Genomic DNA, 25,803 nt, shown 5'->3' on the forward strand with positions numbered 1-25,803 from the left:
ATTGGCTCTAAAGTGACTTCTTGACAAAATTTTAATCTTTGGAAGCTACCACAAAGGAAGCACTGTCTTCATAAAAATGGTAAGATAAAATTTTACCATCTTTGATTTGGACTTTGAGTGCCCATTCACTTTCAAAAAGTTTCTCCGTTTGTTTTAATACATGTAAAAAACTTCCGCTAGCAAACACCCAATCTTTTTTTCCAATGATATGATCTACCTGGAATCGTTTTGTATCAAATAGGTTTCCCATATTTTTTAGAAAATCTTCTGCCCCAGAAACTCCTACATAGGTTCCATACAATTGGTTTTCAGAACGATTTCCCTTGCGAACAGCTGTGATTGTTGTTTGTGGATGGAATAGGTTTAATACTCCAGCAACATTTCCCTTTCCAAATTCGCTGAAAAAAGTTTCTAGAACCTTTTCTCCTGAAGGGGTGTTTGTTTTGGCAAACAATCCAACACTTCCCAATAACAATGTAGCTAAAACTACGATCAATTTCATTTATCTCTCCTTTAATAACGCTACCATAGGTATCGTTATTCGATACCATACGTATCGAAATAGAGTTGACAGTCAATATTTTTTTATTTTTTTGGATTATGGCTATGAAAAAGAAAATTGTATCTAAATCTCCAGGTCGACCTAGGTCGGAAGATTTGGAACCCTTGGTTTTAAAAACGACATACGAAATGTTGGCAAAAAAAGGTTATCATGGGTTTTCGATTGATGATATCGTCATTGAGACAGGGGTAGCAAAAACAACTATCTATAGAAGATGGCCGAACAAAGCGAATCTGGCGATGAGCACAGTCACCCATATGATTTCACCTTATTTAGATTTCCCAAAAGAGATTCCATTTGAGAAAGGAATTCTGGATCAGATGGAATCTCTCTCTGGTATTTTTTCTGGGAAATTTGGACGGGTCATTTCTAGTCTCATTGGTGCTGGACAACAAGATGCAGAATTATCCGAATCCATTTTAGAAAATTACTTACTCCCCAGACGAGAAGCTGCAAAACTTTTTTTTAAACACGCAATCCAAACAAAACAAATCAAACCACTTTCTGATTCAGAAATCGACGTTTGTATGGATATACTCTACGGGACCCTATACTTTCGCTTGTTACTGAGACATGAAAAACCAGAATTTAATGACCTAAGGCCTCGGTTAGAAAGCTTTTTAAGAACATTAAAGTAAAAAGAATGTTTTCTGAATTATTATTTAATTTTTGCTTTTTCCTTTTTTAGTAATTGGTAAGATTAGATCACATGAAACAACTATCAAAACTTTGGATTCTCTGTTTTTTTATCTTTGAGTCTTGCGTCATTTTTCAAGCCACAAAAGTTCCATCAAACAATCTAAAGTCGGCTTTAAATGCAAAATCAAAACATTCTCCGACGATTGTATTTTTAGGAGATAGTATCACTCATGGTCGCGTAAGTTACGATTATGTGGATGCAATTGCAAAAAATCCAAACTTAAAAGATTACCAAGTGATCAATGAAGGAATCAATAGCCGATTGACAGTACAAATTTTGGAACAACTAGACAATCTAAAAGAAATCAATCCAGATTTTGTTTTTCTCTTGATTGGTACCAATGACCTAAAGGCAACCTTGTCTCCCGAAGAATACAATCGTTATGCGAGTATTTGGAAATTAAAAGATCCAGTCACAGAAGAAAGTTTTGTTCAAAATCTTACAAAAATCATTCAAACCATAAAAAAAGATACAAAAGCGAAACTCATCGTTTTTTCTCTTCCTGTTTTAGGAGAAGATCCGAATTCCATTCCCTTTCAGAGATCCAAACGTTTTGCGGAACTGACGAAAGAAGTAACCAGAAAAGAAACCGTGATATATAAACCGTTCCACGAAACCCTATCAAAGGGATTAGAAACATCTAATTTAAAAATTCGCAAACCTTATATCCAAAGCACATGGGGAATGTATTGGACCATCTTAAGATATTATTCAACCACATCCAGTTGGGATGACTTGGGAGATTCTAATGGATATTATTATTTAACAGATGCCATCCACCTAAATGAACGAGGAGGGAAGGTTTTGGAAGGTATGGCCTTAGAAGAAATTTTGCCAAAGAAGGAATCACCGTAGGGTTGTTCTAAACTCAATTTTGTATGAGATTCTATCGATTCAACCTTACTTTAGACCTTAGGGTGACGGTGGAAATCTCCAGAGTACAAAAAGAACCGAAAAATATTTTTTCCGATTTATAGGAATACAATAAAAGTCATCGTTCGGCTAAGGTTTGATAAAATTAATTTGGTATAAAAGAAACACAAAGAAAATCAAATTAGAGATCATAATGATTCCAAAGAATAATTTTATTTTCTTTGCAGAAACGTTTTCTGGGTTACTACCACCTTTCACTACCACAAGCCCAGGATGTTCTTCTAAAAACTCAGCACCTTTTTTAAAGTAGATCCAATGAATGCCTAACAACCAAAGGGCTAAGATAGAAAAGTAAAAAAGGATGATAAAAGGATTTAAAGTTTTTAAGTATAGATAGTCCGTTAAACTATTTGTATATTGAAAAAGGTTTCCGATTCCCACGATCACCCAAGGAATATTTCCATAAACGAGAATTCCTTTCACTAGTTTCTCATATCCAGGTTCTAGTTCTGGTTTTGCTTTGATGTATTTTTTGGATCTAAATTTTAGAACGTAAGCATTAAATATTGTTACAGCAATAAAAAGGATCCAAACATAATTAAAAATTTCCATCTCCCAACTCTCCTCTGATATCAAAACTAAAACAATGAATGAGGTTTCATAAACCCACAATCAACATCAGTATAAATCTTAATTTCACTAGGCACATAAAAGCAGAACGATCTGGGACTAAAATCAATATTTCATCCGATTGGATTTTAATTGGGACAAATCCTTCCTTTCTATCGAAAGAAATTACCCTCCTGCCAAAAACTTTTGGAAAACCCCTCTCCTCTAAGTAGGCATCTGAAGAAACATTTAAAAATAAAAAAATTGAATCGTCAGAGGAAAGATAAATCATATACAGAGCCACCTTGCATGAGTAATGTTTACAAGAGAACGATCTGTCCAAAAGGAGACTAGGGAATGTCCGTAGAAACAAATGAAATCAGTCGATTTGAAAGAAATCTATTCCGGAAAGGAGTCTCTTTAATCGTTTACACAAAATACGGTCTTAGCGCTGTTTTTTTATTAGGTGTCGCAGCCAACTTCGCAACAAAAAGTTTCATTCCAAATTTTATTGGTTCCCTTATCTATTTACTCAATGGCATCATTCCTGGACAATTTTTACGCAAAGGAAAAGAGATCTCAAAATCTTGGGCTTTTACAATCATCTTCATCGACCTAGTCATTTTGGTTAGTTTTTTCTATTTGGATATTTATAATAATTCAAACAAAGGAGATGCCGCTAGCACTGTGAATGCCGGCATTTTTTATATTATATTTGTATTCATTGCAATTTATTCTAGTTTTCTCTTTGAATCAAAACTAGTAATGATAGTGGGTCTAATTTCCACTGGTTTGTACATAGGCGGAATTTATTTATCAGCAAAACTAGGTTCGGCTCTGGTAGCAAAACCTTCCCCAGAAATGCTTCGGGCAAACAATATCATTGTAGCAACAGAAGTACAAAAGATTATTTTTTATTTTGGAGTTATCTTTAGTTTACGATTTGTAGTCTCTCTCATCCGAGAAATGCAATCCGACTTAAAATCGAAACTTCAAGATTCCTTAGAGAAACAAACCTTCATCACAAACAAATCAACTCAATTGGAAAAATCTGCCAATACATTAGCGACATCAGTGAACACATTACAATCGATGTCAGATGAACTTCATAACCAATCGCAGAACCAAGCGGCATCTGTAGAAGAGATTTCTGCATCCGTGGAAGAACTTTCTTCTTCGGCAGTCAGTTCGGCAAATTTAGTTGAGGATCAGGTCGCAAGAGTCAAAATTGTTGATCAAGATTTTTTATCTCTTCAGAATATCAGCGAAAGTGTAAAATCAAAAACAACACAAATCGCAAATGATGTCAGTCTTTCTGCCGATTTTAGTAGAAAGGTAAAAACATCATCGGAAGAACTAAACAGCATTTACTCAGAACTAAACCAAGCATTTTCTAAAGTAGAAGAAATCAACCAAATGATGTCAGAAATTGCCGATCAAACCAACTTACTCGCATTAAATGCTTCGATTGAAGCAGCCAGAGCAGGGGAACATGGTCGTGGGTTTGCTGTGGTCGCTCAAGAAGTTGCCAAACTTGCAGAACGTTCGCAGTCCAATGCAGGTACGATTGCAAAAATTGTAAAAGAAGCAGGATTAAAAATCAATGAAGGGACTAGATTTTCCCAAGAAGTCAAAACCCAAGTTGAAAGTCAAAACCAAGAATTACTTCGTATTGAAAGTGAAATTTTAAGTTTAGAAGGTCATGTTGCTGATCAAGAAAATTTAAATACAAAACTGAGAGTCACCTTTTCCGAACTCCATGTACTTTCCGAACAGATTGGAGTGATCGCACAAGAACAAATGTCTGGTAGTAAAGAGATCAATCGTGCTATCACTGTTATTGATGAAACCACACAAAAACTGGCAGATTCCGTCCAACTGCTTTATGAGGAAATCAACGAGATCCATTCTCAGTCCCAGCAATTAACGGCAACCTAAGGGATTTCCCTTTAGACTGAACAAAGTTTTAGGATGAAACCTCTCTTTACAAGACGATACCTATCTTAAACTTTGGGTTATTCTAGGAAATAAATTGATTCCTTTCACCTGCAATGCGAAAAAATAAACATACCGGTCTACCCGGACAACGAATAGAAGATACAATCATGGCAATTTTGGAAGAGGATCCTTGTCACGAGGATTTGATCATCCAAAAAATCAAAGAAAACCAATTTCATAATTTAGAAGATGCACAAATCCATTCTGCACTCTTAAGAGTTTTGTCCTCCTTGGAAATCCCCGAAAACGAATCCATCTCCGTTTGGCAAGAAATCATAGAAAACAAAAACAAACTAACTCATTGCCTGGGTCGTTCGGTAGGAATCCGCATCGCAACCTTAGATTATTTCACAAACATCAATAAAAAAATTAAAAATCCAAAAATCATTGAGATGAAACTGTTTGCTGAGACCGAAAAACTAATATTAGTCGATGAACTCACAAGATTATACAACAGAAGGCATTTTGAAACAGCACTAGTGCGTGAATTCAAACAATCCACAAGATACAATCAAAACCTTTCACTTCTCATTATCGATATTGATGATTTTAAAAAAATCAATGATACTTATGGTCACACCACTGGGGATGAAATTCTGGCTAAAGTAGCAAAACAAATCACCTCTTGTTTGCGTATCGAAGACACAGCTTGTCGTATCGGTGGAGAAGAATTTGCCGTTATATTTCCGCAAACAAACGAAGAACAAGCCCTTATCGCATCAGAAAAACTTTTAGAGGCTTGCCGTAAAATCAAACTCAGTGAAAAACCGGTAACGATTAGTGGCGGAATTGTATCTTACCCAGAAAAAGTGAAAACATGTTCAGAAATGTATGATCTTGCTGACCGAGCCTTATATACAGCAAAACAATCTGGTAAAAATCAAATTGTTGCTTATTCCAACGAAAAAAGAAGTAGTCTACGTTTTGATGCCAACTTAGAACTCCTTTTCATTTTGCCAGACAAAACGATGAAAACCATTTCGAAAAATATTTCGGTTACAGGAATCGCTTTTGATACGGAAGAAGATATCTCCCTGAATGAATCCTTCGATGTCAAACTAAGAGAATCGGAATCAAACAAAGAAATGAATGCGAAAATCAAAGTGATCCGAAAAGAAGAAATTGGAATTCATAGGTTCCATATGGGAGCTGAGTTTTTGGACCTCTCTCCCGAGGACCAATCCAAATTATCTGACCTTTACACCTTACAACGCTTTCAATCCGAAATTCCTAGTATTGTCATTTGATCACTAGATAAATTTTTCTTGCCGGATCTTCTTGTAAAAGTTTCTCTTCAATCGTGTTTGGTTTTTACCTGAGTTTCTTTTGGGCTTTATTCTCTCTGCTTTCTCCAGAGTTTGCCTGGCCGTCTGGTCTTGTTCCCCCACTCCGATTTCTCTTTTGGTGGAATGTTATTTTCTCTACATTTTGGTTGGTTCTGATTCTCATTGTGGTTTTTGGACTTTTGGGTTTTTTGCTTAGAATTCCGATTCTTGGAATTGTTCTACAAGGAATTAGAAATCAAGTCACTGAGATTGGATGGGTGAAATTTTTGCTAAACCGAACTACCGTTTGGTTACTTAGCCAAACATTCATCCTTTCTGGAACTTATTTTTTTGCATACCAGATTGGTTACGAATCCTGGACATATACGGCAGCACTGATGACAACGATTCTTGGTTATTTCATCAAACAAAAATTCTACAAACCAATGGCTAGTTTTTCAGGATCAAGGAACGTTTTTATTTATACTGGCAGATCTGGAGGGGGATTCCCGGGAAATAAGGATCAGTTTCCAGAGGAAAAAGATGTCACACCACCCTAACGAAAGAGGAAGATGACAACCAAATCGAAGAAAATCCAATCTAATGGATATGGCACTAAAAAATAAATTTCCAACTTTTCCTTTGTTGATTCACGGAATTCTTTTTTTCTTTTTCACTTTCATTCATTTACAATGCCAGCTCTTCTCAAATAAAGACAACTCTGTCGAAAAAGTTCTCTTACAACCAAAACCTGGACAAAAACTTGCGGCCTTTGCTGAAGGTTGTTTTTGGTGTTCCGAACATATCTTTGAATCAGTCCCAGGAGTATTAGATGTGATCTCCGGTTATGCTGGAGGGCATACAAAAAATCCAACTTATGATTTAGTGAATACAGAAACTACAGGCCACGCAGAAACAGTTTTGGTGTATTACGATCCATCTAAGATAGATTATGCGGAACTTTGTAGAATTTTTTTCCTCTCCCATGACCCAACCACTCTCAATAGACAAGGGCCTGATGAAGGGACTTCCTACAGATCCATTTTATTTTATTCAACGGAAGAAGAACGAAAAATTGCGAAAAAAGTCCAAGAAGAGATAGGAAGTAAAAAAATTTGGGAAAATAGAATCGTTACTGAATACCAAGAACTAAAAGAATTTTACAAAGCAGAAGAATACCACCAAAACTTTATCCAAAACCATCCAAACCAATCCTATGTTCGTGCTGTTTCCATTCCGAGGTTTCAAGAATTCCAATCAAGGTATGAACTTTATAAAAATTCAGCGCGATAACGAAATTGAACAGGAATTAATAAGATAAAAATTGTTCTTTCAGTTTTGTGCGAAAAGAATCAAACTCAGACTTACTTTGAAACTTACATTTTTTCAGAATTTCTTCTGGAATTTCTGAGGATTTGGCCTCTTTGGCACTGATGGAAATCATCATATCACTCAAATAAATAGGAAAAACGATATCAGCATACACTTCGTCTGTCAGAAGAGGTCTATGATGAAACTCCATTGCTTTTGTATAAAGGATTGGGAAATTCCATTTTTCACCAACCATAGCACCTAACTTCGAATGAGTGATTCCAATGGCAGATTCTTCCATACTAATGGTTGAGGCAATTTCTCTAGAATTTGAATATGTTTTGATTTTTGACATATGTTGTTTGTCAAAAGATAATAATAAAATTTCACCTATGTCATGTAAAAGGGAAGCGGCAATCAGGTTACTTAAGTCAGACTTATTTAAACCCATTTTCTGACCAATTGCTTTACAATAAAAAGCAGACTCATTTGACTTTTCCCAAATAGCAGTAAAAGCGGGGAACTTGTCTTCTAACATCTGCTTGGTTCCAAGACTATACAACAAAGTTTGTAATTCTTTTAAACCGATGAGTTGGATGGCGCGATCTAAACTTTCTACCTTTCCCCCTCTTCGGAACGCAGCAGAGTTCGATAGTTTAAGAATATTGGCAGATAAAGCAATATCCCTTTTGATCATCTCTGCGATGGTTCCAATACTAGAGTTGGGTTTGTCTATGGCATCTTGGATGTCTTTAATGGCTTTCGGGAAAGTTGGTAGATTGTCAATTTGAGAAACGATTGAATCGATTTTCTCTAATTGTAAATTTTCTTTTGAAACCTTAGAAGGAATGTCGATCATAAAAACAGTTTTGTTTTCACCAGATTCAAACTTAAACGCTGAATCACCTAAACCATCATTACGAAGCATCATAAGGGTCATAATCAAACCAAGACCGGCTCCTTCCTGTTCGCTAGACATATCCATAAAAGCATCTGCTAAATCATTATAAGTTTTTGCTTTATCAATTCTTTCTTTAATTCTGGCTGATTCAGCTGTGGTGAGCTGCACATTATTCATAATACGAATACGCATCAAACTTTTGTTATGAATAAAGGAAACAAAAACACCAAAATTATTTTTTTGTAGTGAATCTTCGATAATATCTCGGTTTTCAAGATACGATTTTTTAAACTCGGCAATCTCTGCTTCGTATTCAGCTTCGTTTTCGATATTACTGGCTCGGTTTTTAAAAAAAACTCGTTTTGCATTTGCCTTAATGGCATTGGTCACGGTTTCCTTAACTGCAGCAAGTACGGAATCCCTAACAATGATTAGATCTAATTGTAATAAAAATCTATCGAGAATTTGATATAAAGTATTTTCTACTTCATCAGTGATTTGAAAAAATTTAAAATGAAAAGGTGCGTTTTCTAGAATCGGATGATTGATATTATCTATATTAGAATGAAGACCTAAGTCTTGTTTGTATTCTAACGTGACTGCCTTCGGACTAGCCATAAAACCTCTAAAAAAGAAGAAGCGCCAAAAGGGAATTTCCCTAAGCCAATGACGATGGCAACACTTCTACTCCATCCAAAGCAAATATTTTAAGAGTGCAAGCGTTTAACAATAAAATAGCGGAACAGAAAATTCTTGCGGTAAGTACGAAAAATAAGATAGGTTTAATCCCTGATTTTGCTACGTCTTGCGTACTTATTAATCAAAGATTTTGATCTTCGGTAAACCTAAGTTGTAACGAACCGCAACAACACGGATACAAACAACGACAGTTGCAGAGATAATTAGATTTAAATTATCACTTACATTTAAAAAATTTAGGAAAATGTATAATACCGATCCCACCAAACAAGCAGTAGCATAGATTTCTTTTCTGAATATAAATGGAACTTCATTCATAAGAGTATCTCGAATGACACCGCCGAAGATTGCAGAAATCATTCCTAGGAGTGCAGAGGCAAAAAAATTCACTCCATGATCCAAAGCAATCCTTGTCCCGAGCACTGTATAAATTCCTATGCCAAGAGTATCAAAAAGAAATAACTCATCTCTTAGTTTTGCAAGTAATCGTGGCAAAAGAATGACAAGAAGAAACCCCACAAAGATGGACCAAAGAATATTTTCATCTCGAACCCAAGAAACTGGGTAATTTCCCAGGGTAATGTCTCGTAAAGTCCCACCACCAATCGCAGTGATGAAACCTGTGAAAAATACACTGAAAAGATCATGGTGATGGTCTTTATGTTCCAAAGCTGCAAGGGCTCCAGATATCGTAAAAACCATGATGCCCGAAAGTCCAATGTAATAAGAAAAACTAAATTCCACGAATTCTAACCTACTTTTCCCATTTAGACAGAAATAAAATGACGTTCTCCCTAGCTTTCAATTGTTGTATAAAGTAGAGATATTATGAAATCTTTTTCATTCATTAGGAATGCCATTCTCATCCCTACCCTTCTATTCCAGGCATGTATCCCTAGTTTGTCCAAAGGTTTTTTACAATCCGTTTCCGACGTCCTCCAACTCCGCAGTTTGGTCAATCCTGGATCTACAGGCCCACACAATGTATCCTTCACTGTATCCGGTCTTCTCGGTTCTAACTTAATCATAAATTTAAATTCCGGTGTTGAAACCAAGACAATCAACGCTAATGGTTCGTACCAATTCACAACGAATCTCACAACCGGGAGTAATTTTGACGTAACAATCAATACCCAGCCAACTCTTCCCATCCAAACTTGTTCTGTCAGTGGAGGAACAGGAGTGGTGGGATATGGCGATGTCACATCAATCATCGTGAATTGTGACCCTTTGCGTTATACCATTGGAGGAACCATCACTGGTCTAGATGGAGTCACTGGTCTTGTTCTCACCAATTCTTTTGATGGATCCACATTGAATGTAGCGGTAGCTTCAGGAGCCTTTGCTTTTACTCAAACCTATTTAGATGGAACTACTTATAATGTATCCGTGACCACACAACCAAATCATCCAGTCCAAAATTGTGTCACAACAAACGGTGCTGGAACCATCGCTGGAACCAATATTACCAATATTACAATCGCTTGTACATCAACTGCCTTCCCCATTGAAGTCACCGCCGTCGGGATCGCATCGGGAACATTATCCATTCGGAATAATAATACAGAGTTACTCACCATTTCCACCAACGGATTACACCGGTTCCCGACAAACATCATAACAAACAATTCGTATAGTCTTCAAATCATTTCCACCCCAGCAAACCACCAATGTGTTCTTTCCTCTACAGGAGGAACCGTAACGGGAACCATATCTGTTCTTGCCAATTGTTTTAGTGTCTTAAGTATGAATCCTTCCAATGGAGGGGTTCTCCAACCGACAGAAAGTCTTCGGTTACAATTTTCGGATGAAATCAATGCCGGCAGTTGTGTTGGGTCCAGTGGTACATTAAACACTACTTTGAGTATGCCAATCCAGTTTGCAGTGGCAACAACCACTCTAACGAATGACACTCTCATTGTTTCACCAGCAGCGACAGATTCCTGGGCCGCTGGTCATAAAACCCTAACACTCAGCTGTAATAGTGTGGGTGGACATCCCCTTTCCTCATCAGTCACTTTACTTTATCTGATTCCATCGAACATTCGTTATGTTTCTGCTTCCGGATTTGATATAAATCCTGGTAATACTGCCGCATCACCGAAAAGAAATATCCAAGCTGCCATCGATGACTTCGGTGGATGTGCCAGCGGAGACTGTGCTGTACTTGTAGAAGCCGGCACCTACGATTCTTCGGCCGTTGGAGATCGAATCCAACTCGTTTCTGGTGTATCCCTTTACGGAAGTTATACTACTGGATTTTCAAGTCAAGATACAACGCTGGATACATCCATTATAACGATGGCCACTACACCTGCTAGTTGCGCAGCCGCAACAGCAACAAATCCCTGTGCCCCCATATTTGCAGACCTTACTGTTACGACCACCACTGTCGTTTCTGGATTTGATATACAAGCAGGTTTAACTCCCGCGCCTTACATGGCCGGTGTATCCTTAAATGCGACAAGTTTCGTCCGTTTCATTAATAACAAGGTCGGAGGAGGAAGGGCAGTTAGTGGGACTTACGGAATATTTGCCCTAAATAGCAATCCTTACTTGATACTTAATGTGATCGGTGGTGGCAGATGTAGTGCGGATGCTTGCACTTCTGTCGGGGTATATATGTCCTCAGTGGGCACTCTGACTCCAGTCCTTCTCTCCAATTCCATTTCTAGCGGAGGCCTTAATTCGATCATCAACGCCAATTCCAAAGGAGTTCAATATGTAGGATCCGCCGGAATGATTGTTTCAAACATCCGAGGGAATGCCATCACTGCTGAGAGTATGAATGCAGACCCTGTTTTATCAACTGGTTCCACAAGTGTAGGATTCGAAATCACTTCCGGAGCTAGTTCCACAGGCATTCTTTCTGGAAATATTATCAACGCCCTAAACTCCTACAGGTCTTCTGGAGTGAAGATCAGTGTAGCAACCAGCGTGGAAATCGGTTCTGCCACACAAGGTAACTTAATCCGAAGTGGAAACGGCGGGACTGAATCTTATGGTGTTTTTCTTTTGAGTGGACATATCGTTAGAAGAAATGTGATCGAAGTAGGAAATGTGTCAACACCGACCTTCCTCTCAACAGCTTCTGGAATCTATATGTTTGGAGGAGGAACCACTGCTACCTTCGAGAACAATTCCATTACAGTGGGTGACTCATCAACGACCGCAACGGCATTGGTATATGGGATTCGAGGTAACGGACTGAATACAGCTTCTATTATTTCCGGAAATTACATTCGTTTAGGAAGGGTCAACGGAGGTTCAACCTCTTCTACGGTAGCAGGGATTAGTTTATCTTCTGCTGGAGCGATGTTAGTTTCCAATAATTGGATTCAAAATGGTAGAAGTTCACACTATGCAAGAGGAATAGAAATATCAAGTGTGACTACTCCCTTAAGAATTTATCACAATACTGTGAACAGTGGAATCAGCGATACATCAACTGAAACCGCATTATTCATTGCGAGTCTTTCCACTTCCATGGACATTCAAAACAATGTGTTTATGGTGAATAGTAACACAGGCAGTAATACTTGTATTTATAACGCAGGCCTAGGCATTCAAACTGCAATTAAGTATAATGTATTATTTAACTGCCCCAATCATGTGTATCATAATGCGTCAATTTATTCTATCTGTGCCGGCGGAATTCCCGGTACACTCAGTTGTTCTGTACCACTTGGAACTGCCGCCAACTTTGGGAATAACCTAAATATCGATCCCGACTTTGTGTTAAACTTTGGAACGATTGCAGTTTATACTCCGAAAACGACGAGTCCCTGTTTGATTACAAAATCAACAAACCAAATCATTACAGATAGTTTTAATGGAAGTGGGACGAGGCCGGGAAGTGATGGTGCTGTTAGTCTAGGTGCTGTAGAATATGATCAAGCCTGCACACCTTAACCAATACAATATTGGTTAGGTGCGAAAGCGAATATGGCTGATTGCAGAGTATCGATTTTTACTAACTCGTATCTAAGGTAAAACGTAAATTCCCACTCGGTCGTTGTACAAACTTCCAATATATAATTGTCTTTTTTTCTCTAATACACTCGTTACTTCTTTTAAATGTTCTCCACCTGGATCCTGTAAAGTCATAAGCACCTTTCCATTTCCATCCATCTTAAGCGCATATCCATATGGTTCTGGTTTTGGCCAAAGGAATTTAGGAAGAAAAGAAATCATCCTTTTGACAACAGGAGAAGGATGCATATTGTCCATTCGGTCATTTCTTACTGTGAAAAGAGCCACCCAAAAATCCCCAGATTCATTCCGAGTGATATTATCTGGGAAACCAGGTAAATTTTCAATCACTGTTTCTTTGGAGCCTTTTTTCGGACCCTTTAACCAAAGTTTAGTGATTCTATAACGATAAGTTTCGTTCACTAGCAAATAGTCTTCATTCTTAGATAAAGCAATCCCATTTGCGAAATATAAGCCGTCCGCAAGTAATTCGGTTTCTTTCGTTTTTGGATCGTAAACAAAAACACGCCCATATGGTCTTGCTTCCAAAAGATCATATAAGTATTCTTTTTGTTCATATACAGAAGCATCAGAAAAGTAAATTTTTCCATCCGAAGCAATATCAACATCATCCGTAAATTTAAATGGTTTGCCTTTGTATTCGGAAACAAGAACCGTAATCTTACCTTCTTTATCCAAAGAAAGAAGGCCACGGTAGGCATCTGCGATAATTAAATTCCCTAATTTATCAAACTGAATTCCAAGTGGACGCCCACCAGTTTTAGCAATTGGTTTAATTTCCCCTTTCAGGGTAATGCGAATGATACGACCGTCTTTATCTCCTCCATAAATATTGCCATCAGTATCTACTTCTAAAGATTCCAAACCTTTTACCTTACCAATTGCGAGTAGAATTGACTTTTGCAATTCTGTGTTAGGTGTATAAACACCAACGGATTCTGGTTTGGTGGGAGGTTCGTAAGCCACTGGGTCAAATGACTTACATGCAAAGAAGGCAGAGAAAACAAATAGATAGATTAGAATATATTTCTGTTTCATTTTGATTGTTTTTCCTTTTCGATCAAAGTATCTTTCAAAGCCCATCTTTCGTCCACCCATCGTTTCATTTTTTTAGACATAGGTGCGAACTGTTCGTTTTCTTCTATTGGAACTTCTGAGGCAGGGATCACATCCACAAACACTTTTAGTTTACGAATTTTACCTTGCATCAATTCCAGAAAACTAGGATTTTCTGTAGGATAAACTATCGTTAAATCAATAAAAGCATCAAGCGAATTCTTTAGTGCCGTAGATACAACCGAGATTCCACCACTGTGCGGGCGAAGTAAATGTTGGTAGGGATTTTTTTTCAGTAGTTTTTTGACGCGTTCTGGGGTCCGACGATGACCTTCGAGAAAGTTTAAAATTGAAAAAGGCATCCCATTAAACTTCTCACAAACTTTTTTAACGTTTTCTAAGTCTTTAGTAGCAAGTTCTGGATTTTTTTTTAACTGCTCCTTGGTACTTCTTTTTACAAAAGGGAAATCAAGAGCAAGCCAGGCATGCCCAAGAATCGGAACATATCTCAAAGAATCTTTAATAAAAAAACGAATGAGAGGAATTCTACGATTTAGAACAGATTGGATGATGTAGATATCAGACCAAGATTGGTGGTTACAAATGATCATATAACGCCCATCTTTTTTTAAATCCTTATAACCATCACCAATCACTTCGAATTGTACGCCGTATAAAAATCTCGAAATTCTATAGTTGTTTTCGATCCAAATCTCTCCAACTTTTAACAACAATCTGTCGCCTAGCCTTCTGAGCGAACCAGTCGTTACCAACTTCCAAATATATAGCGGGTACATAGTTGGTATGATCGACAATAAATTCAAAAGAAATAAAATGTATGCAATGATTAAACCCAAACAAATCTCCTATTTAATACGAAGTACCGATTCCAAGAATCGTAACATCATCCATCATAGAGGAACTTCCTCTAAATGAATGAAAATCATTCATGAGCGAACTAATTGTATCGACCAAATTTAGATCCAGACTTCTAGCAGATGCAAAACTGGAAAGCAATTTGGTCTCTCCCAAAAGATTTCCTTCTTCATTTTCTTGTTCCAAATATCCATCAGAAATCATAAACAATCGATCCCCCAAACCAAAAGCCAAAGAATGATTTGAGTATTCGACATCTTTCTCTAAACCCAACATAACTCCAGACTCTGTGAGAGCGATGATTTCATCTTTTTTCACTACATAAGGTTCATTATGACCTGCGGAAGAATAGGTCAATTGGTTTTCTTCTAAATTTAAATCAACAATAACTGCAGTGAACTGGTTGGACTTTTTTCCATACCGGTCTATAAAAATTCGATTTAATTCATAAAGAACATCTGCAGGATAATTACGATTGTGTTTAATATGATCGTATTCAGCCTTGATCGCCATCGTAATGAGTGCCGCCTGTACACCATGACCGATAGCATCTGCTAAAAATAATCTGATCTTAGATTTTTCTAAACGAATCACATCAAATATATCTCCACCAACTTCCGCCATAGGCTCAAATGCCGAACCAAAATCCAAGTGTGCAACATATCTTAAACCCAATGGTAAAATGTTCTGTTGGATTGTTTTTGCCGTTTCTAAATCCTCTTGGATGATTTTTAAGGATTGGGTCAACTTGGCCGTTCTTTCTTTAACAATTTCTTCCAAGTTTTCATTCTGCAAACGAAGTTCCCTATTTTTCTGAATGAGAACCTGATTTTCTCTTTGTTCTGCGTTGCGAATCCTGGCAGTTAACAACTTTAAAAGAGTTAATGTCATATCGGGATTAGTCTGAATCAAACGATGAAAATCTTCTCGCGTAAGTTCATAAAGAACGGAATCTTCCTTTGCAGAAATATTAACAGTACGAGGTGCTGAATCAATTAGAGCAATTTCTCCAAAATAATCACCGGAAACTAAATCACCGATCACAAGAATTTCTTGTTTACTCTCATCCAAATATTTCCAAACTTCGACAACCCCAGATTCTATAAAATAAAAAGAATCACCTAACGAGTATTGCTGGATAATAAGAGAACCTTTAGAAAAAAGCACACGTTTCATTTCTTTTTTTAAGAAACTTAAATCTGCTGTTGGTTTCTCCTCAGTTCCCATATCTGAATGACCCTTATATCTCTTCTTCCCGATTCACTAAATCTATCGAAAAAGCTGGCTTACAAACTGACCAGTATTCTGCTTCCTCTGGAAATGGATTTGAATATCTTACCTTGGTTCCCTTTTCTATAAAAATGGATTCACCTGCAGATAAAATTACGACTTTCCCAGCGACTTCGATTTGTTTTTTACCACGAACCATCAGAGTAAACTCATCGAAGTTAGGTGTTTGTGAAGGTTCACCCCATCCACTGGGAGCGATCATATGGGCAATGGAGACATCCGAATTTCCCGTAGACGGAATACCAAAATGTTCCGAGATGGTTTTCCCTCCGGGAACTGGAATTTGGATTGGTTCTCTTTGGTGTTTGAATCCCATACTCAAAAACCAGGAAATTTAAAACTAAATTTATGTTTCAAAAGATCTTCTGTGTAAGCCCATAAATTTCTTCGTGCAGAAATTTCATAAGACTCGTCAGAACTTTTTGTTATCTTCTTTTTAACAAAGTATTTACCGGACACAGATGTTAATGATGGATCTGTGGCCAAAAAAATTGATGTTTCCGCACCCTTATCTTCCGAAATTGCAAAAACGTTTTGAGCAAACGTCAACAGTATCTTCGCTAAACCTTCGTTATTTTGCCCAAATTTAGTTTTCACAAATCCTGGATGTAAACAATTAACTGTAATTTTTGTTTGGTTCAAACGTTCGGCGAGTTCATAACTAAAGTAAATATTCATAAGTTTGGATCTTTGGTATTGTTTCCAACCTGAATAATCCTTAGCACCTAATAGATCGTTAAAATCTAAAGATACACCCATATGTGCACGTGATGCCACATTCACTATTCTTGCCTCTCCCGCTTTTTTTAAACTAGGTAGTAAACCAAGCGTCAAAACAAAGTAATTTAAATGGTTCAATGCAAATGTAGATTCAAGCCCTTCTTTGGTAAGCGTATGTTGATCAAAATATGCACCTGCATTATTCAATAAAACATCAATCTTTGGATGATTTTTTCGAATCGTTTCTGATAATAAAAAAGTTTCTTTTGCCGACGATAGGTCCGCTATATAGGAATGGACTACGGCACCAGTGGTTTGTAAGGAATACACAAGTGCAGCTAATTTATCAGCATTACGACCAACTAAAATTAATTCATCTTGGTTTTTGGCAAAGGAATGAGCGCATACCCGCCCGATACCATCAGTGGCACCAGTAACTACAATTACCTTGTTCATGAAATGATCTCCTCTTTGATTTTTTTAGGAATGGTGAAAACAAACTTAGAACCAGAAACTCCATCACTCTCAGCAAACAAAGTCCCTCCGTTGACAGTAACAAATTCGTTACAAAGCAAAAGACCAATTCCATTTCCCGTTTCGCCTTGGGTACCGGTAGATTTAATGACTTCTCCGACCTTAAAAAGTTTATCAAGGATAACCTTTGACATACCTACTCCAGAATCTAAAACGGAGACTTTCCAATCATCACCTTGATCTTTCGCTTGAATTAAAACTTTTCCGTTATTATGACTGAACTTTAGTGCATTCGAAACTAAATTTCGCACCACTGTAACAATCATACGATCGTCACAGAAAACCATCGCATGAGAAGGAATCTCTACTTCTAAACTAATACCTTTACTGGAAGCACTCAAAGTAAACAATTCCAAACATTCTCTGACGATATTATCTAGCCGGTAATAATGTGGACGAAACTGTTCTTCACCTCTTTGTAACTTAGACCATTCTAAAAGGTTTTCTAATAAGGAAAAAACAGACTCCGTTGCATCAACAAGAGATTGTGTCATCCCCGCAAGAGCATCTTCCTTTTTTTTCATATCCTCATTTAAAACTTTAAGTAACATCTTAATTCCAGCAAGGGGGCCACGTAAATCATGAGATATGATTGATAAAAACCGATCCTTAGTACCGTTAGCTACCATGAGTTCACGGTTCACGTTAGACATTTGTTTTTCTAAATTTCTTTGTTCAGTATTGTCTCGAAAAACAAGAACCATTCCAATTTTTTTGCGATTTGCATCACGAATCTGTTTGGCGGTAACTTCCCAATATTTCTCGTCTTTTTCCCAAATCCATTTTGTGAGAGTACGTTTTTCAGAAAGATGATCTAACTTAGAAATGATGCCGGGTGCAGAAGAAAAAAAATATTTATGCGAAAGTAAAGTGGAATTTTTTGAGGCAATCTGGAACAAATGTTCGGCGGCCATATTCCAATCCACAATTCTATGGTTAAAATCAAGAATCACAACTGCTTCATCTAACTCATCTACAATTTCTCCCCGGACCAAAGGAACAAGATCAAACATTCGATAGTATCCAATGGCAAAGAAAATTAGAATCACCTGCATTGTACTCATGACAGCGGTGATATTAAGTCCTGGCAGAGGTCGAAAACCTGATTTATGTAAAATCGCAGTGACCCAAATGAATAAATAAGAAAACAAAATCAACAGGTAACGTCGCCTTTCTGTTGATTTTGATATAAAAATACCTTTGATTAATAAATACGCAACAAATGAAGACCAACAAAAAGAAAAAAAATAAGAAACAATAAATCCACCTATATTAGTTTCCTGAACCCACTGAATCCTTCCATTGACATTCACTAAATAAGTATCAAGTGTTAAAGTTTTAAAGATTGGATCCAAAACACAAATAGCTAATGTTAAAAGTGGTTGAATCGTTAAAAGAACCCAAAACTTCTTTGTCAACAAATGTTTGTTTTGTGTAAATTCTAATGAAACAAGAACCATTCCTAAGTTTGCAATGGCAACACCAATGTATAAAAGTGCAATAAAGGATCTGTGAAAATCAGGACTGATAAATACAAAATCAATTCCATAGAATCCGGTCCACATCATGGAACCGAAAACTAAAATTAAAAGGTATTTAACAAGGTCTAGGCGGAAGGATTTTAAAACGAAAAGCCCCAATACAAGATTGAAGCCGAATGCTAAAAATAAAAGTAGGCTATAAGGATGAAATTGCCACAAACTAAGATTCTTCGCTACTTAGCATTTCACAATTTCCGTCAAATACAACACCATCGGCAATTTGTAGTTTAGCGGTTCGAATGTTACCTTGCACTTTCCCAGTGGATAACATCTCCAATCTTTGTGTAGCAGTTACGTTTCCAATGATGGTACCACCAACAACAACGGTTCCGGCTTTGATGTTCGCCTTAACTCGTGCTCCTTCACTGATGACTAGATAACCATCAGAGATGATTTCACCGGTGAAGTCGCCAGAGATTTGTAACGGTTTTTTAAAGGCTAAAGTTCCACTGAATGCTGTTTCTTTTCCGAGAATGGTGGCAATGACTCCGTGTTCGGTGATGGTTGTTTGCATTTCTTTTTTTGACATAGTTCCTATTTAGTTTTCATATTGTACACCCCATCCCAATCTTCTGGTGGGGGGTCTGCGATATAATCATCACAACGTTCGATGTATAATTTGGAAGGGCCATCTTCGGGATGAATCGCTAGTCCTTTTTTGAACTCTTCTTTTGCTTCTGCGAACTTTCGCGACTTATACAAAGAAAGAGCTTGGTTATAATGAACCAGAACTGCCTTCATTTTATCACTAACGATCATTTGGGCTCCTTGTAAAAAACGACAACGGCAGTGGCGTAATGGTCAGCATGGCTGATGGAAACGGAACTGTTCGTAAATCCTTTCTCTCGGAAAAACTTCTCAGTTTTCCCATGGATGACTAGCGTTTTTTTACCAAAATTTGTACCAGCAAGTTCAATCTCCCGCATATCGGCCACTTCCCCAGGATTTAGGTTTAGGGCCTTAATGACGGCCTCTTTGCAGGCAAATCGACCCGCAAGGAAGGGGACGGGATCTTTGTGTTTGTGGCAATATTCCACTTCTTCTTCGGTAAAAACTCGCTTCAGGAACCGGTCCCCGTGTTTTTCTAGAAGTTCACGAATTCTCTGGTTTTCTACGATGTCGTTCCCGACGGATAACATAAGATGATTTATTTTCGCCGAAGTTCCAAGAGTCGAGCAAATAAAATATTGTTTTCTTTGTGGTAAGGACGCCTCAACTGCACTCTTTCCGAATAGTCAAAAGCCGCCGAAAAATCACCATTTTTAAACAATGCCTCGGCAATGTAGAAAAGTGTTAGGCTGTCCGATGGATTTTTTTGTATATATTTTACAGCAAATTCCAAAGGGAAGGCAGACATTCTGTATTCAGTATACAAATAAATCTTTTGGACGGAAAGCGGGGCTTCGTGGATGGAATCAAAATTCCCTGAAATCATCCTTTCCACATCAGACCATTTTTTTTGTTTGTATAAAGTCAATGCTCTTAGGTAAACAAAATGTTTTGGATGGTTGTTTGGAATATGGATCGGTGATCCGTCACCCGTGTACTCCACTCGGATCAAAGACAAATCATCAATTAACTCACCATGACTTTTAATAGCATCACGAATGGATTCTAAATCCCCTTGACCTTCTAGTGTTGTTTTAAGAAATAATTCATCATCCTCATTTACTTCCATTTCGATTTCAGAACCAATGAGGATATCATCTCGGCCATCGGAACCAATCAACAATACATCTCCTTTTTCTAACTGGAAGGTATTGATTTGCAGAGCCTTTTTAGATGCTAACAACCCTAACTTCGCACAAACATAGTTATGTGGTAGGAAAAAAGTATTACGATTACGATAAATTACCGGTCTTGGATGCTCTGCATTGAGGAAATAGAAAAAACCTGTTTCATCATCAATCAAACAAAGAAACATAGATATAAGCATTGAACCATCAAAGGTCACAAGTGTGTTATGTAATTCGATGTAAGCATTACTCACCCATTTTTCGGGAGTGATGTCACGACCTTCATCGGACTGCCCATTTCTTTTAATGATGGCTTCAAATACGGATCCAATCACAAGAGCCCCGCTCGCTCCTTGCATGGACTTACCCATAGCATCACCATTCAAAACAACAATATACTTCTTATCTTGCAACTGGATAGAGGAAGATACACATAGATCCCCACCAATTTCAGAACTCCACTGCTTATAAGAAAATTTCTTTTTTTGTTCGGTAAGGAACTGAATTTTCATATTCGATGAACTAGCATGATTTTGTGTTAATGGTTCAATCAGTAATGAAGCTAAAAAATAATCGCCATCCTGTTGCTCTTTCAAACCCTTAACTTCCGTTAACGCATAATTCAATTCTTTAGTTCGCTCATCAACTTTTTGTTCTAGGTTAGTATAAAGAAGAGAGTTCTCAATTGAAACAGCAATTTGCGAAGATAAAATTTTAAGAATTTCCACACGACCAGGAGTGAATGCATCTGTAGTAAGATTGTTCTCCAAATAAACAATACCCACCACAGTCCCATGGCTCAAAATTGGATAACAAAGTAGAGATTTAGGAAGGGTCATTTTTACATAAGGATCATTTTTAAAATCCCCTTCCCTAGCAGCATCTCCACAAATCACAACAAGCCCTGTTCTCACCACATAACCAATAATTTGCGAAGGAATTTTATTCTGATTCACATAAGCAACAGGCTCTAAAAAATCAATGGCAAAAGGAGATTCTGAATAAACAAAAACAGATTCTTTTTCTGCCTCTGATTCGGCCAAAACCTGCCACCCTGAGTCAGATTTTAAAATAAAATATCCCCTCTCCGCACCAGCATTCTCAATTAGAATTTTCATCATCTTTTCCAAAAGACGATTGAGCTGAATTTCTCCAGAAATAGTTTGAGATGCTTTGATTACCGTATTGATATCTAAGGAAGAACCGACATCACCAAAAATATCTTTGGTTGTACTAAACAAGGAAAGGCTATCCGTAGAATCAGTTCGGAAGTTTCTCCCAATGTATTTTTTTAACGCGATATGATTGGCTTCTAGTTGTTTTACCTTAGACAAAAATCCATATTTACCATATCGGTAATGTGCTTCCACCAAATGTAGGTTACTGTATTGTTCAAACCCTGTTTCCTTCCACATTCGAACCAGAAATTCGTTTGCTATTGCTTCTTCTAAAATATAACTAAATTCTCGAGCGGAAGAAATGGCTGCCTTACAAGCAATCACTGCTTGTGTTTTTTCATTTGCAATATAAAGTAATAAAGCCGAGATAATTTCATATTTATGAGCAAAATTTTCAGGAGAACTTTTTGCCCATACCTTCATTCGTTTTCCAAAATTCACTAATCTCTTTTTGAGAGCAGCTTTCGTCACTCCAGGAGGAGTTTGATCATCAACAATGAGAGAAAAGGCGACAAGAGCCCCAAAAAACACATGTTCAGGAACAAACATCATTCCGAACATTGCACCTTCCAAAGAATCCAATTTTAAAGAATATTCATAAGCCTTTAATTTATCACCTAGGAAATACTCAATTCGCAACTTACATAAGTTATAGTCAAAAAGAGCATTTGCATTTCCAGTAGCCAACCATTCAGAAACAGTTTCCGATTCGGAAAAATACCGACCCTCTAAATTCATTGGGTCAGCAGATTCCCCTCTCATATTCTCAACCAATTGAAGATTTAAACGATGTACCTGATAAGCATGGTTTTGGCGTAAACTGAGAAGTGAGGCATCGTAACGAAGTTGGCTTTTATAAAGGTCTTCCAAGTTTTCCCGAAACAACATACCTTGGAAATGGATATTATTTAAAGAATAAGCCGAGTATTGTAAATCTCCTGTTTCCATTCCGGCAAGAAAACTATCCCAAAATATAGAACGTCCATCTCTCGCATGATTTTTCCAAGGAGCAATCATACATGCAAACATAAACAAAGTTCGACATCTAAAAGTTCTAGCATCTAAGGAATCAAGTAACCGAACACCTAACTGGCCAAATTTTAATCCATCTTCATAATTACCAAGGCCAGAACCTTGGATCATTCCCATAGCACAGAACCCAAAGGCACTGATCTCAGATAATCCATATCGGAGAGTATGGTTGACCAATTTCAAAACAATCACTGGAAATAAATTTGGTTCTGCTAAAAAAGAAGGAGCAATACAAGCATTGAGAAGTCTCATGATTGCTAAATATTTTGGATCTTCTGAAACGGGGAGGTTTTCCAAACTTTCGATAGTCTTTCGACCTAATTTAAGTTTAAACTTTAAAATTTCACTAAGTGGAGATAGAGGAGTTGCTTTTTTGGGTAATCTTACCCCGACAAGTTTTAATGCTTGTTTAAGAGTTTCTAAGACCTCTTTCATTTTGTTTTGAGTCACAAGCATTGATGATTGAAGCTCATAAACTAAAATTTTATCCAAATCGTTTCGTACGAAACTTAGAATATAATTAAAACTTTTTTCGGCAGCTTCAAAGTTCTTAGAGAGATAGGCCGATCTTGCATAAGCTAAATGTAATTTCAGAGTGTTTTCATATTCAGAACTCCACTCATTGTCAGACATAAGCCCAACCATTCTATCGAAAAAAGTAAAAGCAGCATCATAAGCGGATGAATTTAATGCTTTAAATCCAGCCTTCTCATTTAACACTCGCAACTCGGCCAATTCTTCACTTCCCTTCATCTGGGAAGCACCCAAATTCAGTTGGTTCACAATTGTAAACAGATGATCTTCTAACTTATACTTATAAAGAATAGAAAGATAAGTTTTCCCTATTTTATAATGAAGTTTAGATTTTTCTTCAGGAGAAATAATTTTGTAGATTGCTTCCCTGATTTTATCATGAGTGAAATTTGCATCCTCTAACCCAAGAATTAAAAATTCTTCATTAGCAAGAGAAACCAAATCCATGGAAGCCTTATGGTAAGGCCTCTCCGCGATGGTTGCATAAATATCATGGCGGAACCAGTTCCCGATACAGGCAGTAAGTTTTAACGCTTCTACCAACTCAGGGGTTTGTAAATTAATTTTATCTATGATTAAATCGATAACATTATCAGAAATATTAACTGAATCAATTTTATCTTTATCCCAAGACCAATGATCATCCGCAAAATAAATATAAGATCTCTCATAGAGATTCTTAAACATTTCATTCACATGAAATGGATTTCCTTTTGTTTTTTTCCAAAGAACTTCGGCAATAGGTCGAATTTCAGACTCAGGAACAACTAAGGTTTCCGAAACAAGGGAAGCAACATCCCTTTCACGAAGTGGCTCCAATCGAATCTCAGTAACAGGGATTAGATGTTCACGAAGTTCTTCTAGTAAACGAAAAAACGGATCTGTGGGGAATACTTCATTGTCACGATAAGATAAAATAATAAAAAAATGAGAAATTTCAGGATCTGTGAGAACTTCCTTCAAAAGAAGAATACTTGAAGAGTCTGCCCACTGCATATCATCCAGAAAAAGAACAACAGGATGTTCTTTCGTACAAATGGTACGCAAAAATTTTCGAAACACTAAATGAAATCGATTTTCTGTTTCTATTCCATCCAGTTCTGGGGGAGCTGTCTTCTCCCCTAACAACTGTGACAACTCTGGAACCACATCAATGATCAACTTTGCATTTGCACCCAGAGCATCGTTCAGAATGCGATTCCATTCTTTTACCGAAGATTCACTTTCAGAAAGTAATTGGCGCACAAGTCCTTGTAAGGCCAAATTGATCGCACGATAAGGAATTGATTTTTTATATAAATCAAATTTCCCAGAAGTAAAATATGCCTTTTCTCGGGTTACTGGTTTTTGAATTTCATTGATGAGAGCAGACTTTCCAATCCCAGAACGCCCAGAGATCAGAAAAATTTCTATCCGACCTTCTGTTGCATCCAGAAACTTTTCTTCAAAAATTTGAAGTTGGTTTTCTCTTCCATATAATTTTTTTGGAATTTGAAACCGAGAAGATTTATCATTTTTTGCAAGTTCCATTTGGAACTGATGTAGTGCGTCTCGCCCATTTCCTAAAAGAACAGACTGGATTGCAGAAAGATCAGAAAGTAAACCAGTAGCTGTTTGATAACGATCTTCTGGATTTTTTTCCAAAAGTTTCATAATCAGATCAGAGATAATTTTTGGTGCACCACTTCTCTCTTGTGGTGAAAGAGGAGTTTTTGCTAGATGGGCATGAACCATCTCCAAACTATCCGTGTATAAAAATGGTAGATCACCAGTAATTAACTGGTATAAGGTGACACCGAAGGAATAAAAATCTGTTCTATAATCTACAGTTCGGTTCATTCGTCCTGTTTGTTCAGGAGAGATGTGAGCCAAAGTACCCGTTAAATTCTGATTCATCGGAAGATAAAAATTCCGGTGAGTGAGAAGAGTGGCTGAACCAAAATCAATGATCTTTAAGTCACCGGTATCTGGATTATAAATTATATTTTGTGCTTTGATATCATTGTGTACAATTTTTGCTTTATGAATATCAATTAATGCCTTACAAACTTCGATAGCAATATTCAAAAAAGTTGCAATATTACTATATTTACCACTTAACTGTAATTTGGCGAGATCGGTATACCCAACATGTGGGAAAACAATGGCAACAGTATTTTGATAAGATTCTAGATCTAAAGGTCTTAATGTATAATGGGAATCAATGGATCGTAGGATTTCAAATTCACTTTTAAAGCGAGTGATCTCCTGGTTGTCCGGATAGTCGCGATTCAGTAACTTAATCACAACGGGATTTCCGGATGAAGATTCTCCGATATAAACGGAACTCCTTTTTCCTAAATGGAATTCCTTAATTGCTTTATATTTCCCTACTGTGAACACAAAAATCCCTTAT

General features: G+C 37.1%; 21 protein-coding genes. 7 read left to right on the forward strand and 14 right to left on the reverse strand.

Features of this window, described 5'->3' with window-relative positions:
- Nucleotides 1-31: 31 nt before the first annotated feature.
- Complete coding sequence (locus CH361_RS15060) at nt 32-502, reverse strand: nuclear transport factor 2 family protein (protein WP_100791638.1); 471 nt, start codon at nt 500-502, stop codon at nt 32-34.
- 104 nt (nt 503-606) lie between these two features.
- On the opposite strand from CH361_RS15060, the gene CH361_RS15065 reads away from it, so the two are divergent.
- Nucleotides 607-1,200 (forward strand): TetR/AcrR family transcriptional regulator, encoded by a 594-nt coding sequence (locus CH361_RS15065; RefSeq protein ID WP_244279906.1) that lies wholly within the window; start codon nt 607-609, stop codon nt 1,198-1,200.
- 71 nt (nt 1,201-1,271) lie between these two features.
- Nucleotides 1,272-2,117, forward strand: a complete 846-nt coding sequence (locus CH361_RS15070) for an SGNH/GDSL hydrolase family protein (RefSeq protein WP_100791639.1) — start codon at nt 1,272-1,274, stop codon at nt 2,115-2,117.
- Nucleotides 2,118-2,264: 147 nt separating this feature from the next.
- Here CH361_RS15070 and CH361_RS15075 read toward each other — a convergent pair whose 3' ends face one another.
- Nucleotides 2,265-2,747 (reverse strand): hypothetical protein, encoded by a 483-nt coding sequence (locus tag CH361_RS15075; RefSeq protein WP_100791640.1) that lies wholly within the window; start codon nt 2,745-2,747, stop codon nt 2,265-2,267.
- Nucleotides 2,748-3,101: 354 nt separating this feature from the next.
- Here CH361_RS15075 and CH361_RS15085 point away from each other — a divergent pair, with 354 nt between their 5' ends.
- The 4 genes from CH361_RS15085 (at nt 3,102) to msrA (ending at nt 7,300) form a co-directional block, all read left to right on the forward strand.
- Entirely contained in the window at nt 3,102-4,682 is a 1,581-nt protein-coding gene (locus tag CH361_RS15085) for a methyl-accepting chemotaxis protein (protein ID WP_100791642.1), read from the forward strand.
- Nucleotides 4,683-4,795: 113 nt separating this feature from the next.
- On the forward strand, nt 4,796-5,989 hold the full coding sequence (locus CH361_RS15090) for a diguanylate cyclase (RefSeq protein WP_100791643.1): 1,194 nt from the start codon (nt 4,796-4,798) through the stop codon (nt 5,987-5,989).
- 53 nt (nt 5,990-6,042) lie between these two features.
- Nucleotides 6,043-6,567 carry a hypothetical protein gene (locus tag CH361_RS15095; protein ID WP_100791644.1) on the forward strand — a complete coding sequence of 175 codons (525 nt, stop codon included), beginning with the start codon at nt 6,043-6,045 and terminating at the stop codon, nt 6,565-6,567.
- A 49-nt stretch (nt 6,568-6,616) separates the two neighbouring features.
- The gene (gene msrA / locus CH361_RS15100; RefSeq protein WP_100791800.1) at nt 6,617-7,300 is read left to right on the forward strand and encodes a peptide-methionine (S)-S-oxide reductase MsrA; all 684 of its coding nucleotides are present in this window, start codon (nt 6,617-6,619) and stop codon (nt 7,298-7,300) included.
- 16 nt (nt 7,301-7,316) lie between these two features.
- On the opposite strand, the gene CH361_RS15105 is transcribed toward msrA, so the two are convergent.
- The gene (locus tag CH361_RS15105; RefSeq protein WP_100791645.1) at nt 7,317-8,837 is read right to left on the reverse strand and encodes an HDOD domain-containing protein; all 1,521 of its coding nucleotides are present in this window, start codon (nt 8,835-8,837) and stop codon (nt 7,317-7,319) included.
- A 198-nt stretch (nt 8,838-9,035) separates the two neighbouring features.
- The gene (locus CH361_RS15110; RefSeq protein WP_100791646.1) at nt 9,036-9,662 is read right to left on the reverse strand and encodes a trimeric intracellular cation channel family protein; all 627 of its coding nucleotides are present in this window, start codon (nt 9,660-9,662) and stop codon (nt 9,036-9,038) included.
- A gap of 84 nt (nt 9,663-9,746) precedes the next feature.
- Between CH361_RS15110 and CH361_RS15115 the strand changes: the two genes are divergently transcribed.
- Nucleotides 9,747-12,830: a beta strand repeat-containing protein gene (locus CH361_RS15115; protein ID WP_100791647.1), complete on the forward strand. Its 3,084-nt coding sequence runs from the start codon at nt 9,747-9,749 to the stop codon at nt 12,828-12,830.
- A gap of 72 nt (nt 12,831-12,902) precedes the next feature.
- Here the strand turns inward: CH361_RS15115 and CH361_RS15120 are convergent, their stop codons facing one another.
- Genes CH361_RS15120 through CH361_RS15165 form a run of 10 tightly spaced genes read right to left on the reverse strand, consistent with a single transcriptional unit; the run spans nt 12,903 to nt 25,790 of the window.
- Nucleotides 12,903-13,949, reverse strand: coding sequence for an SMP-30/gluconolactonase/LRE family protein (locus tag CH361_RS15120; protein WP_100791801.1), 1,047 nt, complete (start codon nt 13,947-13,949; stop codon nt 12,903-12,905).
- Nucleotides 13,946-14,824 carry an acetyltransferase gene (locus CH361_RS15125; RefSeq protein ID WP_100791648.1) on the reverse strand — a complete coding sequence of 293 codons (879 nt, stop codon included), beginning with the start codon at nt 14,822-14,824 and terminating at the stop codon, nt 13,946-13,948. Before CH361_RS15125 ends, CH361_RS15120 begins: the two co-directional genes overlap by 4 nt.
- A 13-nt stretch (nt 14,825-14,837) precedes the next feature.
- Entirely contained in the window at nt 14,838-16,070 is a 1,233-nt protein-coding gene (locus tag CH361_RS15130) for a PP2C family protein-serine/threonine phosphatase (RefSeq protein WP_100791649.1), read from the reverse strand.
- Between the two features lie 13 nt (nt 16,071-16,083).
- Nucleotides 16,084-16,449 (reverse strand): cupin domain-containing protein, encoded by a 366-nt coding sequence (locus CH361_RS15135; RefSeq protein WP_100791802.1) that lies wholly within the window; start codon nt 16,447-16,449, stop codon nt 16,084-16,086.
- A gap of 2 nt (nt 16,450-16,451) precedes the next feature.
- Nucleotides 16,452-17,309, reverse strand: a complete 858-nt coding sequence (locus tag CH361_RS15140) for an SDR family oxidoreductase (RefSeq protein WP_100791650.1) — start codon at nt 17,307-17,309, stop codon at nt 16,452-16,454.
- Complete coding sequence (locus tag CH361_RS15145) at nt 17,306-19,087, reverse strand: sensor histidine kinase (RefSeq protein WP_100791651.1); 1,782 nt, start codon at nt 19,085-19,087, stop codon at nt 17,306-17,308. Before CH361_RS15145 ends, CH361_RS15140 begins: the two co-directional genes overlap by 4 nt.
- A 1-nt stretch (nt 19,088) precedes the next feature.
- The gene (locus tag CH361_RS15150; RefSeq protein ID WP_100791652.1) at nt 19,089-19,457 is read right to left on the reverse strand and encodes a bactofilin family protein; all 369 of its coding nucleotides are present in this window, start codon (nt 19,455-19,457) and stop codon (nt 19,089-19,091) included.
- Between the two features lie 5 nt (nt 19,458-19,462).
- Nucleotides 19,463-19,684 carry a tetratricopeptide repeat protein gene (locus CH361_RS15155; protein ID WP_208861456.1) on the reverse strand — a complete coding sequence of 74 codons (222 nt, stop codon included), beginning with the start codon at nt 19,682-19,684 and terminating at the stop codon, nt 19,463-19,465.
- Nucleotides 19,684-20,067, reverse strand: a complete 384-nt coding sequence (gene acpS, locus CH361_RS15160) for a holo-ACP synthase (protein ID WP_100791654.1) — start codon at nt 20,065-20,067, stop codon at nt 19,684-19,686. Before acpS ends, CH361_RS15155 begins: the two co-directional genes overlap by 1 nt.
- Before the next feature lie 8 nt (nt 20,068-20,075).
- The gene (locus CH361_RS15165) at nt 20,076-25,790 is read right to left on the reverse strand and encodes an AAA family ATPase (RefSeq protein ID WP_100791655.1); all 5,715 of its coding nucleotides are present in this window, start codon (nt 25,788-25,790) and stop codon (nt 20,076-20,078) included.
- Nucleotides 25,791-25,803 lie beyond the last annotated feature (13 nt).

The organism is Leptospira brenneri, from assembly GCF_002812125.1.
Taxonomy (GTDB): domain Bacteria; phylum Spirochaetota; class Leptospiria; order Leptospirales; family Leptospiraceae; genus Leptospira_A; species Leptospira_A brenneri.